The organism is Aquibium carbonis (genome assembly GCF_003970795.1).
Lineage (GTDB): Bacteria > Pseudomonadota > Alphaproteobacteria > Rhizobiales > Rhizobiaceae > Aquibium > Aquibium carbonis.
In genome coordinates, this window is record NZ_RWKW01000023.1 from 1 (window position 1) to 13,128 (window position 13,128).

Genomic DNA, 13,128 nt, shown 5'->3' on the forward strand with positions numbered 1-13,128 from the left:
TCGTGAGGCTTTGCCGAAGCGTCTCCTGATTCGCGGCAGCGCGCTTGGGCGTTTCCTGGCAACCCGTGTGGGCGGCGGCGCGGCGGCGCTCGGCGGCCTCTGGCTGGCCCTCGCTGGTTGAGGGTGGCAGCCATGATCCCTGGAGAAGTCATCACAGCCGAAGGCGAGATCGAACTCAATGCCGGCCAGCCGACCGTCACGGTCAAGGTCGCCAACACCGGCGACCGGCCCATCCAGGTCGGAAGCCACTACCATTTCTTCGAAACGAACGAGGGGCTGAGATTCGACAGGGAGTCCGCGCGCGGCATGCGGCTCGACATCGCCGCCGGCACGGCCGTCCGGTTCGAGCCAGGCCAGGAGCGCGACGTGACGCTGGTTCCGCTATCCGGAGGCAGGACGGTTTATGGGTTCCAACAGAAGGTGATGGGGAAGCTGTGACAAGGCGCATGCGCGCTGTCGACCGCCACAACCCGCCGGTTCGTTCAACCGGACGGCCGGCCGGCGGCGTAGATCACCGCCCCCCCGTCATCGTCGAACTCGATCGCCAGGACATCCTGAATCAGGATGCTGCGAGAGTCGATGGCATGGAACAGCATGGCATTGCCGGTGATTTCCTGGCGCAGCCCGGCGATGTCGGCGTCGTACTCCGCGAGTTTCTCGGTGATGTCGGCGGGCGGTCCGCCTTCGGTCGGCGCCGAGTCCGGCAGGAACACGATGTCGAGACGGTCGAGCTTCGTCACCTTGCGGACGGCACTGGTGTTCTCCGCCGATTTTTCGATCGCAGCGATGATCTTGCCGGTTTCGGCTCCGGCTTCGGCCTGTTCCTCGTTGACGTCCGATTGCACGATCGAGTCGATCGCGTCAGGTGCATCGAGGCCCTGAGCGAGCGAGGGCGTCACCATCAACCCCGCCGCGAGGCAGAGGATCGGCCCGAATGCGGGGACGCGCGTCCTTGGAACGTTTTGGGTCAAACCGGTCTCCTTCGATGGCAACGAGTCGTGCCAGCCTGCGCGGCATGCGGTGCTGACTGCTCTGCCAACGAAAGAGCCCGCCGGATGGTTCCCGGCGGCTCCGCGTCGTGGGTGCTGGCGCCGCGTCTAGCGGGCGTCGGGCAACGGCGCCAGGCTGCGCAGATAGAGCACGATCGCGTCGAGATCCTCGGCCGACATGCGCGCGAACATTCCGTAGGGCATGGGCGGGAACATCGGCGAACCGCCCGGTCGCACGCCCTGCGTGATCATCACCTTCAGCTCGGCGTCGGAATAAGCGCCGATGCCGTCTTCATGAGGGGTGATGTTGGCTGCGACCGAGACGCCCCACGGTCCGTGAAACTCGAAGCCGCCCTGGCCGAGTGCGGTGTCGAGAAGAGGCCCCTGCGGACCCATCGGCGTATGACACTCCATGCAATGCGCGACCGGACCGGCAAGATAGCCGCCATAGGCAACGGTCACGCCACGCTCGGGTGCCGTGACGCTCTCGACCGGCGGACCGTAGGCCGGCGGCAGCGGAATCCGATAGGTCGAGGCGGGCACCTCGTTGTCGACGGCCGGAACCGTGCGCAGGAAGGCGACGATGGCGTTCAGGTCGTCATCGCCGAGACCACGATACATGGAGTAGGGCATGGGCGGGCCGATCAGGCTGCCGTCCGGGCGGATACCCTCGCGGATCGCCTTGGCCAATTCCTCGTCCGACCACTGCGCGACCCGCCCGCCGGGCGTGATGTTGGGTGCATAGGCGGTGAAGGCCTCGCCGTCCTCGACCAGCCTTCCTCCCAGTTCCTGCTCCATGACGAAGCCGTCCGGGCCCATCGGCGTGTGGCAATTGCCGCAACCGGCAATGCCGCGAACCAGATACTCGCCCCGCTCGACCGGCGTTTCGGCCTGAGCGGCAGTCGCGATGCCGAGTGCGACCAGAATGGCCGTCGCTATCCTGTTGGTCATTTCCCTCTCCTGTGGCTTGGCCGCGACGCGAATCTTCGCGTCATGCGTGCACACCTGGCTGCATTGGTGCGCAACTATGCCGCACCCTCCCCATACGTCAATCCGAGCTGGAGAAATCTACCCGGCTCCAGGTCATCCTGAAGGGATCAACCCATGCCCGCACGTATCTCGCGCTCCGCCTATGCCCAGATGTTCGGCCCGACCGCGGGCGACAAGGTGCGTCTCGCCGACACCGAACTGTTCATCGAGGTCGAGAAGGATCTGACCACTTATGGCGAGGAGGTGAAGTTCGGCGGCGGCAAGGTGATCCGCGACGGCATGGGCCAGAGCCAGGTCACGCGAGCGGCCGGCGCCGTCGACACCGTCATCACCAATGCGCTGATCCTCGACCACACCGGCATCTACAAGGCCGACATCGGCCTTCGTGACGGGCGCATCCACGCCATCGGCAAGGCCGGGAACCCCGACACCCAGCCGGGCGTGACCATCATCGTCGGCCCCGGCACCGAGGCGATCGCCGGCGAAGGCAAGATCGTCACGGCCGGCGGCTTCGACGCGCACATCCACTTCATCTGCCCGCAGCAGATCGAGGAAGCGCTGATGGCGGGGCTCACCACCATGCTCGGCGGCGGCACCGGTCCCGCGCACGGCACGCTGGCCACCACCTGCACGCCCGGCCCCTGGCACATCGGCCGCATGATCCAGTCCTTCGACGCCTTCCCGATGAACATCGGCCTGTCCGGCAAGGGCAACGCCTCGCTGCCCGGCGCGCTGGAGGAGATGGTGCTCGGCGGCGCCTGTGCGCTCAAGCTGCACGAGGACTGGGGCACGACGCCTGCCGCGATCGATTGCTGCCTGTCGGTCGCCGACGAATACGACGTGCAGGTGATGATCCACACCGATACGCTGAACGAGAGCGGGTTCGTGGAGAACACGGTCGCTGCCATCAAGGGCCGCACCATCCACGCCTTCCACACCGAGGGCGCGGGCGGCGGCCACGCGCCCGACATCATCAAGGTCTGCGGTCTGCCCAACGTCATCCCGTCCTCGACCAACCCGACGCGGCCCTACACGGTCAACACCATCGCCGAGCATCTCGACATGCTGATGGTCTGCCACCATCTGTCGCCGTCGATCCCCGAGGACATCGCCTTTGCCGAAAGCCGCATCCGCAAGGAAACCATCGCGGCCGAGGACATCCTGCACGACATGGGCGCCTTCTCCATCATCTCGTCCGACAGCCAGGCCATGGGCCGCATCGGCGAGGTGATCATCCGCACCTGGCAGACCGCCGACAAGATGAAGCGCCAGCGCGGCCGGCTGAAGGAGGAGACCGGCGACAACGACAATCTTCGCGCCCGCCGCTACGTCGCAAAATACACGATCAATCCGGCCATCGCCCACGGCCTGTCGAAGGAGATCGGCTCGATCGAGGTCGGCAAGCGCGCCGACATCGTGATCTGGAACCCCGCCTTCTTCGGCGTGAAGCCGGACATGGTGCTGATCGGCGGATCGATCGCGGCCGCCCCCATGGGCGACCCCAACGCCTCGATCCCCACGCCGCAGCCCGTCCACATGCGCCCCATGTTCGGCGCCTTCGGCAAGGCGATCACCAATTCGTCGGTCACCTTCGTCTCCCGGGCGGCACTGGACGCAGGGCTGAAGCAGAGGCTCTGCGTCGACAAGGGCATGGTGGCTGTCGAAAACACCCGCGGCGGCATCGGCAAGCGCTCGATGATCCTCAACGACGCGATGCCGCACATCGAGGTGGATTCCGAGACGTATGAAGTGCGCGCCGACGGCGAACTGCTCACCTGCCCGCCGGCGACCGTGCTGCCGATGGCGCAGCGGTATTTCCTGTTTTAATTTTCCATGGAACTCGACAAGCACTGATACGAAGACCGGTTCTTTGACAAGCCACGTCAATCCGCGAGGAACGCCTTTGCGCGACCGTCGCCATGCGCGGCTAAAGGTAGTATGCTTGCTCTAATACCGTGGGCATGAAAGAAACAGCATTCTTCATGAACAGAATCGTTCGGAACACTCACTTGACGCCATTCGAGGCGGACTATGCTCTCTGGAGCGCGGAGCAGGCCGCGCTCTTGCGCGCCGGCGCGCTCGACGCGCTTGACCGGGAGAACCTGGCCGAGGAGATCGAGAGCTTGGGACGGCGCGACAGGCGGGAAATCGAAAACCGGCTCAAGGTGCTGCTGGCCCATCTGCTGAAATGGCGCCACCAGCCGGAAGGGCAGGGCGGCAGTTGGCGAGCGACAATCCGGGATCAGCGGGTGCAGATTGCGAAAGTGATCAAGGAGAGCCCGAGCCTCCGCGGTCATCCAGCAAAGGCCCTGGCGGAAGAGTATGCTAATGCTGTTCTCGACGCAGCCGATGAAACCGGCCTGCCGGAGAATACTTTCCCGGCCGCCTGCCCGTTCACAATCGAGGAGATTCTCGATTCAGACTTCCTGCCGGACGCCAGCTGACCGCGCCCGATCGGTCCCACGCCACAAGCCGTCCAATGCGCCTACGCCGACCCTTGGCTCCCCGCCCCTTTCGGCGCAATATGGCTCCATGAACAGGATCACGCGGATCGGCCGGCTCGCGGCCTATGACGAGGACTTCGCGCTGTGGAGCGCGGAGCAGGCCGCGCTGCTGCGCACCGGCTCACTCGAGGGTCTCGACACCACGAACCTCGCCGAGGAGATCGAGAGCTTGGGACGGAGCCAGGAAGACGAGATCGAAAGCAGGGTGGGTGTCCTGCTTCATCACCTGCTTAAGTGGCGCTTCCAGCCCGAAGGGCACTCCAACAGCTGGAGGGCCACGATCCTCGAGCAGCGGATGCGCATTCGTCGGCGCATCCAGAAAAGCCCGAGCCTTCGCGGCTACCCGGCTTCAGTTCTGGATGAGGAGTATCGACTGGCGCGGCTGATGGCGTCCGGCGAAACGGGCCTGCCAGAAGACGCCTTCCCCTCCGCCTGCCCCTTCACCATCGAGGAGATCCTCGATCCCGATTTCCTGCCGGACGCTGGCTGACCAGCGCTCTTTCCCCACCCCAGCCAAGGCATCGAAACACCGCATGATCTACGTCGTCGCCACGCTCACCATCAAGCCGGGCTCGCTGGAGGCGTTGCGCGCGCCGGCCGCCGCCTGCGTCGCCGAGACGCTGAAGGAAAAGGGCTGCAACGCCTACGAACTATTCGAGAGCGTCGCCGATCCACAGAAACTCGTCTTCGTCGAGAAGTGGGAGACCCGCGAGGACCTGACGGCGCATTCGAAGCAGCCGCATCTCGCCGCATGGCGCGAGGCGAGCAACCCGCATCTCGTGTCCCGGTCGATCGAGATCGTCCACCCGGAAAAGGTGGAGACGTTTTGACATCATGGAGGAAGGACACCGCATGTACCAGGCCGTCGGAACGCCGGGATCGCGCCTGACGCGCGTCACCTGGATGCTGGAGGAACTCGGCGAGCCCTACGAGATCGTCAAGGCCAAGCAGCATACCGAGACGATGCGACGCTACAATCCGACCGGCAAGATGCCGGCGCTGGTGGACGGCGACTTCGCGCTGGCGGATTCGGCGGCGATCTGCAGCTATCTGGCCAAGAAACACGCCGACAAGGGCATGGGCCCGGAGCCGGGACTGCGCGGCGATGCCGAGATGGAAGCGTGGATGCAATATGCGCAGTCGGAGTTCGAAGCGCCGTTGTGGAACAAGATGCGCCACAAGTTCGTGCTGCCGGAGCCCTGCCGCGCCGATGTCGGTGCCGCCACCGCGCATGATTTCGCAAGCGAAGTGAAGGCGCTGGAGATCAAGCTCGGCGACCGCCCCTTCGCGCTCGGCGATCGGTTCTCGGCCGTCGACGTCATCCTCGGCCATTGCGGCCATTGGGCGCGCGGGGGCAAGTTTCCGATCGATTCGGACGTCGTGAACGCCTATCTGGAGCGTGTGCTGTCGCGGCCCGCGCTGGCGCGGGCACGCCAACGGGAAAAGGACGCCGCCGCCGCATGAAGCTCAACCTCAACACCGATTTCACCAGGCTGCCGCGCGCCGGGCGCGTGCTGCGCGTAGCCGACCTCGAGCCCGAGGGCAGCCGGCCGCTGCCCTTCGATCTCGTGGTGCTCGCCCATGACGAGCGGCACCTGCGCCGCCGCGTGCTGTCGCTCATGCATGGCGACAAGGTTCTCGTCGACCTTCCCGAGCCGGTCTCGCTCGACCACGGCGACGTGCTCGTGCTGGACGACGGCCGCCGCGCCGAGATCATCGCGGCCGAGGAAGAGGTCTACGACATCCGCGCGACCAACCCCGTGCATCTGTCTGAGCTCGCCTGGCACATCGGCAACCGGCATCTCGCCGCGCAGATCGAGCCGGACCGCATCCTCATCCTGCGCGACCACGTCATCAGGGACATGCTGGAAGGGCTCGGCGCGAAGGTGTCGGAAGTGTCCGAGCCGTTCCAGCCGGTGCGCGGCGCCTATTCCGGTCATGGCCATGGGCATGGGCACGGCCATGACCACGGCCATTCCCACGACCACGCGCATGGCGACGGCGATCGCGACCGCTTCGGTCGCCTGCCCGGCGATCCGCATTACGGCCACAACCATGCATGACGGCATCGGCCATTCGGCGCTGCTGCGCCTGATGGCATGGCTGTCGCCCACCTTTCCGGTGGGCTCCTTCACCTACAGCCATGGGCTGGAACGGGCCGTGCATGACGGCCTCGTCGTCGGGCGCGACGGGCTGAAGGCGTGGATCGAGGCGCTGGTCGTGCATGGCTCGGCCTGGAACGACGCCGTGCTGTTTTCCGAAAGCTGGCGGCGTGGCGCGGCGGGCGAGGACGTCGCCGCAGCGGCGGAACTGGCCGAGGCCATGGCCGGCTCGCGCGAGCGCCACATGGAATCGACGCTGCAGGGCGATGCCTTCATGACCGCGGCCGCCGCCTGGGGGGAAGGCGCGAGAACGCTGCCCTACTGCGTTGCCGTCGGCGCCACCGCGGGCCGCCACGGCGTGCCGCTGGAGGCCGCGCTCGGCGCCTGGCTCCAGGCCTTCGCCTCCAACCAGTTGCAGGCGGCGATCCGCCTGTCGGTGATCGGCCAGACCGACGCCATCGGCCTGCTCGCCGCGCTGGAGCCACTGATCCTCGAGACCGCCGCGCGCGCGGCGCGCTCATCGCTCGACGATCTCGGCTCCTGCACGGTCGCGGCCGAAATCGCCGCCATGAACCACGAAACGCAATATTCGAGGCTGTTCAGATCATGACCAAGGGCACGGGACCGCTGCGCGTCGGCATCGGGGGGCCTGTCGGCTCCGGCAAGACGACGCTGACCGAGAAGCTCTGCAAGGCGATGCGCGAGGATTTTTCCATCGCCGTCGTCACCAACGACATCTACACCAAGGAGGACGCCATGATGCTGGCGCGCCTCCAGGCGCTGCCGGAAGAGCGGATCATGGGCGTCGAGACCGGCGGCTGCCCGCACACGGCCATCCGCGAGGATGCCTCGAGCAATCTCCAGGCCATCGCCGAGATGAACCGCAAGTTTCCCGATCTCGACATCATCTTCATCGAATCGGGCGGCGACAACCTCGCCGCCACCTTCTCGCCAGATCTCGCCGACCTGACGCTCTACGTCATTTCGGTCTGCCAGGGCGAGGAGATCCCGCGCAAGGGCGGTCCCGGCATCACCCGGTCGGACTTCCTCGTCATCAACAAGAGCGACCTCGCGCCCTACGTCAACGTCAACCTCGACGTCATGGAGCGCGACGCCGCCCGCCAGCGCGGCCAGCGCCCCTTCGGCTTCACAGACCTGTCGCGCGGCAAGGGGCTGGACGAGGTGGTGCGCTACATCGTCGAGATGGGCGGGCTCGAGGTTTCGCGCAGCCGCGAGATGGCCTGACGCGGCGGCCCTTGCCTCGCCTCCCGCCCCGCAGCACAATGCGGGCCGACACGGAGGATGCCATGACCGTCACCGCCCTATCCGACCGCCGCCCCAACCTCCCCTTCCACGAGGAGCGCGTCGATCTCGCCGCCGCCTTCCGCTGGACGGCGCGTCTCGACAGGCACGAGGCGGTGGCGAACCACTTCTCGCTCGCCGTCAACGACGACGGGTCGCAATTCCTGATCAACCCGAACATGATGCACTTCTCGCGCATCCGGGCGAGCGACCTGCTCATGATCGACGCCAACGATCCCGAGACGATGAACCGGCCGGATGCGCCCGACCCGACGGCCTGGGGCCTGCATGGCGCGCTGCACCGGCGCGTGCGGCATGCGCGCTGCGCCATGCACGTGCATTCGACCCACGCCACCGTTCTCGCGTCGCTGGCCAATTCCACCCTGCCGCCGATCGACCAGAACTCGGCGATGTTCTTCGAGCGCGTGGTGATCGACGACGGCTATGGCGGGTTGGCCTTCGAGGAGGAAGGCGAGCGCTGCGCGGCGCTGTTTTCCGACCCCAGGGTCAAGGTCATGGTGATGGGCAACCACGGCGTGCTCGTCATCGGCCAGACCGTGGCCGAAACCTTCGACCGGCTCTACTATTTCGAGCGCGCCTGCGAGACCTACATCAAGGCGCTGTGGACCGGCCAGCCGCTGCGCCGCCTGTCGGACGACGTCGCGCGCACGGTGGCGCGGCAGATCGACGACTATCCCGTCTCCATGTCCGGCCGCCATCTTTTTGAACTGAAGGCCATCCTCGACGAGGAAGGCGCGACCTACAGGAACTAAGCGCGCGCCGAGGGGCCGGCGGGGTTTGACCGGACCGCACGATTCGCGGGGGGTTGCCGGAATGTCTCCGCGCCCCGCTTTTCCCTCAAATATCCAGGTTCGCCACGCTCAGCGCGTTTTCCTGGATGAACTCGCGGCGCGGCTCCACCTCGTCGCCCATCAGGCGCGAGAACAGCGAGTCGGCGTCGGTGGCGTCGGCCACCCGCACCTGCAGCAGCGAGCGCACGTTCGGATCGAGCGTCGTCTCCCACAGCTGCTCGGCGTTCATCTCGCCGAGACCCTTGTAGCGCTGCATCGACAGGCCCCTGCGGCCGGTGGCGAAGACGCCCTCCAGGAGCTGCATCGGGCCGGCGATCGGTTCCGACTTGTCCTTGCGGCGCAGCGCCGGCGGGTCGCCATAGATCTCCGCCAGCCGCTGCGCGTAGCGGTCGAGCTGGCGCGCGTCGGCCGAGCCGATCAGCCCGGGATCGAGCGTCACGCTTTCCTTCACGCCGCGCACGGTGCGCTCCAGCACGTAGCCGCCCGGCCCTTCGTTGGAGATCGAGGTGCGTCCTGTCCAGCCACGCTCGGTTTCCTCGGCGATGATGTCGAGCCGCTCGGCGATCCGCTGCGCCATGGCGTTGGCGCGGCCGAGATCGTCGAAGGCGGTGGCCGTCAGCGCGCCGGCGATCGCCGCCTGCTCCACCACCGAGCGGTCGTAGCGGGTGTGCAGGCCGCTGATCAGCGTGCGCACGGCGAGCGCGTCGTCGATGACCGAGCGCAGGTCCTGGCCGGCGCGAACCTCGCCGGTCGCCAGCTGCAGCGAGGCCTCGTCGAGGCCCGACGTGATCAAATATTCCTCGAAGGCCTGTTCGTCCTTGAGATACTGCGAGCTCTTGCCCCGGCTCACCTTGTAGAGCGGCGGCTGGGCGATGTAGAGGTGCCCGCGCTCGATCAGCTCCGGCATCTGCCGGAAGAAGAAGGTGAGCAAGAGGGTGCGGATGTGGGCGCCGTCGACGTCGGCGTCCGTCATGATGATGATCTTGTGGTAGCGCAGCTTGTCGGCATTGAACTCGTCCTTGCCGATCGAGGTGCCGAGCGCGGTGATCAGCGTGCCGATCATCTCGGAGCCCAGCATGCGGTCGAAGCGGGCACGCTCGACGTTCAGGATCTTGCCGCGCAGCGGCAGGATCGCCTGGTTCTGGCGCGAGCGCCCGCCCTTGGCGGAGCCGCCGGCCGAGTCACCCTCGACGATGAAGATTTCGGACTTGGCCGGATCACGTTCCTGGCAGTCGGCGAGCTTTCCCGGCAGCGACGTGATGTCGAGCACGCCCTTGCGGCGCGTCAGTTCGCGCGCCTTGCGGGCGGCCTCTCGGGCGGCGGCGGCTTCCACCACCTTGCCAATCAGCACCTTCGCTTCCGTCGGATGCTCCTCGAACCATGTGCCCAGCGCCTCGTTGACGAGGCCTTCCACCACAGGACGCACCTCCGACGAGACCAGCTTGTCCTTGGTCTGGGACGAGAATTTCGGATCCGGCACCTTGACCGACAGAACGGCGGTCAGGCCTTCGCGGCAATCGTCGCCGGTCAGCGTCACCTTCTCCTTCTTGGTCACGCCGGACGATTCCGCATAGCCGGTCACCTGGCGCGTCAGCGCGCCGCGAAAGCCGGCGAGATGGGTGCCGCCATCGCGCTGCGGGATGTTGTTGGTGAAGGCCAGCACGTTCTCGTGGTAGCTGTCGTTCCACCACATCGCCACCTCGACCGTGATGCCGTCGCGCTCCGCGCTGATGGCGATCGGCTTGTCGATCAAGGGCTTCTTGGCGCGATCGAGATACTTCACGAACTCCTCGAGACCGCCCTGGTAGAGCAATTCGACCTGCTTGACGTCCGCCGGTCGCCGGTCGGTCAGGATGATCCGGACGCCCGAGTTCAGAAAGGCCAGTTCGCGCAGCCTGTGCTCCAGCGTCCCGTAGTCGAAATTGACCATGGTGAAAGTGTCCGGAGACGGCTGGAACGTCACCTCCGTTCCGGTCTCCGCACCGGCGTCTCCCGTCTCGACCAGCGGCCCGTCGGCGACACCGTGGGTGAACGACATCTCGTGGATGCGGCCCTTCCGGCGGACCTTCAGCTTGAGCCACACCGACAGCGCGTTGACGACCGAAACGCCCACGCCGTGCAGGCCGCCCGAGACCTTGTAGGAATTCTGGTCGAACTTGCCGCCCGCATGCAGCTGGGTCATGATGACCTCGGCCGCTGACACGCCTTCGCCCTTGTGGATGTCGGTCGGGATCCCGCGACCGTTGTCGGTCACGGTGCAGGAGCCATCGGCGTTCAGCGTGACGGTCACCTTGGTCGCGTGGCCTGCCAGCGCCTCGTCGATCGCATTGTCCACCACCTCGTAGACCATGTGGTGCAGGCCCGAGCCGTCATCGGTGTCGCCGATATACATACCCGGCCGCTTTCGAACGGCATCCAGTCCCTTGAGAACCCTGATGGACTCGGCCCCGTACTCGGCCTGTTCGCCGGGGATCGGTTCGGGCGTTTCGGTCATGAAATTCCGTTCTTTCAATCTGTCTTGCCGCGCCACGCCGGAGGGCGGCGAATCGCATCGGCCATAGGCTTCCTACATATAGGTTTTCAAGCCACCATTCCAAAGGAATGGACCGATTTATCCACGTTCACGGCCTCTCGGCGAGACATGGTCGACGCAACCTTGCAATCGGCGTCGGTGGCATGAAGGCGCACGGACCTCCGCGAACTATGCAAGGCCGACCGGCCTCATCATCGTCAAAGGCTGCGCCAAGTGACCGCCGACTTGAGTCCCTGAATATGCTTTGAGATTTCAATATTTTACACTATGTTTTCACGGGAATTTTCTAATGGGAGAAAAATTGTGAGTTATGTCAAGGACGTAGAGTTTATCCTTGGCGAGTGCGTCCGATTCTCGAACATGAAGCCGGAGGATTTACAAACTCTTCCTGTTTTCGAAGCGCTTTTTTTCCTACCGCATCCATCGGGTCGAGGTATAATGATCTGTGGCGTTTCTGCTTATCAGCGCATCTGCGACATTGCGGACGTGGCGATTTCGCGTAGCCTCTATGCCGGAAGAATCCACCGCCAATCCGTTGTTGAAAAACTTAAGCAGGTAATTGTTAAACGCTTCTTGTGTGAGAATCGGGATATTGAAGCGAGAGAGGCAAGTAAAGCTGTTAATTGGGCGATCAATTCGGCCGCTAAGGGTACCAGTGACACTGTCCACCTTATCCCCTGCCATTTGGGCTACACGAAGAATCCAGAGGAATTTTCGATTGGCCCGGTTATTTTTCAGCGAACCAATTCTGTTATACATCGGCTTCGGGCTGATTTTGATGATTTTGTTGACAGGGAGTCGAATGACGATAACAAAGATACCGCAAGATTTTACCTAGAAAAATCAATAGAATACTATAATACTTCTGGCTGGGTTGCCGAGATTAAGATAGTAGGGTGCGACAATCTGATATCTGAAAGCCGTGCGACGCGCATCGTTCAGTACGCTATTGATTGCGTTCATCTTCTTGTCGGCTCCGATCATTCCAAACATATCCGCATGGGCGGACCCAGCTTTGCTCCGGATCGCCGAGCCAAAATAGTTTTGAATGCAGAAGGAAAGCTCTCAATTTCTGCGTCAGTGAATTGGTTGTCGAACGGCTTGCCAGAGGGCTGGTGGGAAGCGCAAAATTCGAAGGACAGGGCTGAGCTACTTGCCCTTATTGGCTGTGCTATCGAAGCAGGATGTGACTTGCCGCGTCCTGCGCCCTTGGCGCAACGGTTCTTAGACTCGGTCTCTTGGTTTGGTGAGGCAGTCCGCGATCCGTTTCGGGCTTCCCGACTGGTAAAGTACGTCACGGCAATAGAGAGAATTCTCAGTACGAAGAATGAGGAGAAGCTCGCCGAAACCCTCGCTGATCGCGGATCAGCAATGGCAATGATTGTCGAGGGAGATAGCAGAGAGGTTATGCGTCGAAAATTCAAATCGGTCTACGATCTGCGTTCTCGTTTGGTGCATGGCTCTCGCTCGCCGCATGATGTCGGGTTAGGCCAAGGTTTAATCGATGCGGAGCAATTGACACGATCCGTACTTTTTGGGGCGCTCCTGTTTTTTAAAGAAGAGGGTCTGCGCGCAAAGAAAGTCAATTTCAAGTCGCTGGATCGGGGGTTCGAACGACTGACCGAGTGGGCGTATAAAAATATGGAAACAGATGCTGCGAAGCAATAACCCGCATGACCCGCGAGGACCACGTTGGTCTTTGGGATTCCATGTTGTCACCTGCTCCCCCTGCCCCCGTGCAAACTCTCCACACTCACTCTCAACGAATCCAACGCTTTCCACGAATTTCACCTGAATTCCATCCACGCCCCGACGCTCCAACCCCACAATGGCTGCGGTTTTTGGAGGCAAGGGCATGGACGAGGGAGGGCTGGACGATCGGACGCTGAGGCGCAT

Annotated in this window: 14 protein-coding genes; 11 read left to right on the top strand and 3 right to left on the bottom strand. The window is 64.1% G+C overall.

Features of this window, described 5'->3' with window-relative positions:
* Positions 1 to 132 precede the first annotated feature (132 nt).
* A complete protein-coding gene (locus EJC49_RS06405) occupies positions 133 to 438 on the top strand; it encodes an urease subunit beta (RefSeq protein ID WP_126698636.1) in 306 nt (101 codons plus the stop codon).
* A 44-nt stretch (positions 439 to 482) separates the two neighbouring features.
* Here the strand turns inward: EJC49_RS06405 and EJC49_RS06410 are convergent, their stop codons facing one another.
* A complete protein-coding gene (locus tag EJC49_RS06410; RefSeq protein WP_126698637.1) occupies positions 483 to 971 on the bottom strand; it encodes a hypothetical protein in 489 nt (162 codons plus the stop codon).
* Positions 972 to 1,097: 126 nt separating this feature from the next.
* Positions 1,098 to 1,940, bottom strand: coding sequence for a c-type cytochrome (locus EJC49_RS06415; RefSeq protein WP_126698638.1), 843 nt, complete (start codon positions 1,938 to 1,940; stop codon positions 1,098 to 1,100).
* A gap of 153 nt (positions 1,941 to 2,093) precedes the next feature.
* Here EJC49_RS06415 and ureC point away from each other — a divergent pair, with 153 nt between their 5' ends.
* The 9 genes from ureC to EJC49_RS06460 all read left to right on the top strand — a co-directional run bounded on the left by ureC (position 2,094) and on the right by EJC49_RS06460 (position 8,660).
* Positions 2,094 to 3,806 carry an urease subunit alpha gene (gene ureC / locus EJC49_RS06420; RefSeq protein WP_126698639.1) on the top strand — a complete coding sequence of 571 codons (1,713 nt, stop codon included), beginning with the start codon at positions 2,094 to 2,096 and terminating at the stop codon, positions 3,804 to 3,806.
* A gap of 182 nt (positions 3,807 to 3,988) precedes the next feature.
* Positions 3,989 to 4,423, top strand: a complete 435-nt coding sequence (locus EJC49_RS06425; RefSeq protein WP_245453297.1) for a DUF29 domain-containing protein — start codon at positions 3,989 to 3,991, stop codon at positions 4,421 to 4,423.
* An 88-nt stretch (positions 4,424 to 4,511) separates the two neighbouring features.
* Positions 4,512 to 4,973: a DUF29 domain-containing protein gene (locus EJC49_RS06430; RefSeq protein ID WP_126698641.1), complete on the top strand. Its 462-nt coding sequence runs from the start codon at positions 4,512 to 4,514 to the stop codon at positions 4,971 to 4,973.
* Between the two features lie 43 nt (positions 4,974 to 5,016).
* The gene (locus tag EJC49_RS06435) at positions 5,017 to 5,313 is read left to right on the top strand and encodes a putative quinol monooxygenase (protein ID WP_126698642.1); all 297 of its coding nucleotides are present in this window, start codon (positions 5,017 to 5,019) and stop codon (positions 5,311 to 5,313) included.
* 22 nt (positions 5,314 to 5,335) lie between these two features.
* Positions 5,336 to 5,947, top strand: coding sequence for a glutathione S-transferase family protein (locus EJC49_RS06440; protein WP_126698643.1), 612 nt, complete (start codon positions 5,336 to 5,338; stop codon positions 5,945 to 5,947).
* Positions 5,944 to 6,546, top strand: a complete 603-nt coding sequence (ureE, locus tag EJC49_RS06445; RefSeq protein ID WP_126698644.1) for an urease accessory protein UreE — start codon at positions 5,944 to 5,946, stop codon at positions 6,544 to 6,546. The genes EJC49_RS06440 and ureE overlap by 4 nt, the downstream gene beginning before the upstream one ends.
* Entirely contained in the window at positions 6,539 to 7,195 is a 657-nt protein-coding gene (locus EJC49_RS06450; protein WP_126698649.1) for an urease accessory protein UreF, read from the top strand. Before ureE ends, EJC49_RS06450 begins: the two co-directional genes overlap by 8 nt.
* Entirely contained in the window at positions 7,192 to 7,830 is a 639-nt protein-coding gene (ureG, locus tag EJC49_RS06455) for an urease accessory protein UreG (protein ID WP_126698645.1), read from the top strand. Before EJC49_RS06450 ends, ureG begins: the two co-directional genes overlap by 4 nt.
* 62 nt (positions 7,831 to 7,892) lie before the next feature.
* Entirely contained in the window at positions 7,893 to 8,660 is a 768-nt protein-coding gene (locus EJC49_RS06460) for a class II aldolase and adducin N-terminal domain-containing protein (RefSeq protein WP_126698646.1), read from the top strand.
* An 85-nt stretch (positions 8,661 to 8,745) separates the two neighbouring features.
* Here EJC49_RS06460 and gyrB read toward each other — a convergent pair whose 3' ends face one another.
* Entirely contained in the window at positions 8,746 to 11,193 is a 2,448-nt protein-coding gene (gyrB, locus tag EJC49_RS06465) for a DNA topoisomerase (ATP-hydrolyzing) subunit B (RefSeq protein ID WP_126698647.1), read from the bottom strand.
* 342 nt (positions 11,194 to 11,535) lie between these two features.
* Between gyrB and EJC49_RS06470 the strand changes: the two genes are divergently transcribed.
* Positions 11,536 to 12,900: a HEPN domain-containing protein gene (locus EJC49_RS06470; protein WP_126698648.1), complete on the top strand. Its 1,365-nt coding sequence runs from the start codon at positions 11,536 to 11,538 to the stop codon at positions 12,898 to 12,900.
* Positions 12,901 to 13,128: the final 228 nt, after the last annotated feature.

Coding starts and splice junctions, on each gene's coding strand:
- ureE (WP_126698644.1), top strand. CDS start 5,944: ATGAAGCTCAACCTCAACACCGATTTCACCAGGCTGCCGCGCGCCGGG.
- EJC49_RS06450 (WP_126698649.1), top strand. CDS start 6,539: ATGCATGACGGCATCGGCCATTCGGCGCTGCTGCGCCTGATGGCATGG.
- EJC49_RS06430 (WP_126698641.1), top strand. CDS start 4,512: ATGAACAGGATCACGCGGATCGGCCGGCTCGCGGCCTATGACGAGGAC.
- ureG (WP_126698645.1), top strand. CDS start 7,192: ATGACCAAGGGCACGGGACCGCTGCGCGTCGGCATCGGGGGGCCTGTC.
- ureC (WP_126698639.1), top strand. CDS start 2,094: ATGCCCGCACGTATCTCGCGCTCCGCCTATGCCCAGATGTTCGGCCCG.
- EJC49_RS06440 (WP_126698643.1), top strand. CDS start 5,336: ATGTACCAGGCCGTCGGAACGCCGGGATCGCGCCTGACGCGCGTCACC.
- EJC49_RS06405 (WP_126698636.1), top strand. CDS start 133: ATGATCCCTGGAGAAGTCATCACAGCCGAAGGCGAGATCGAACTCAAT.
- EJC49_RS06435 (WP_126698642.1), top strand. CDS start 5,017: ATGATCTACGTCGTCGCCACGCTCACCATCAAGCCGGGCTCGCTGGAG.
- gyrB (WP_126698647.1), bottom strand. CDS start 11,193: ATGACCGAAACGCCCGAACCGATCCCCGGCGAACAGGCCGAGTACGGG.
- EJC49_RS06460 (WP_126698646.1), top strand. CDS start 7,893: ATGACCGTCACCGCCCTATCCGACCGCCGCCCCAACCTCCCCTTCCAC.
- EJC49_RS06415 (WP_126698638.1), bottom strand. CDS start 1,940: ATGACCAACAGGATAGCGACGGCCATTCTGGTCGCACTCGGCATCGCG.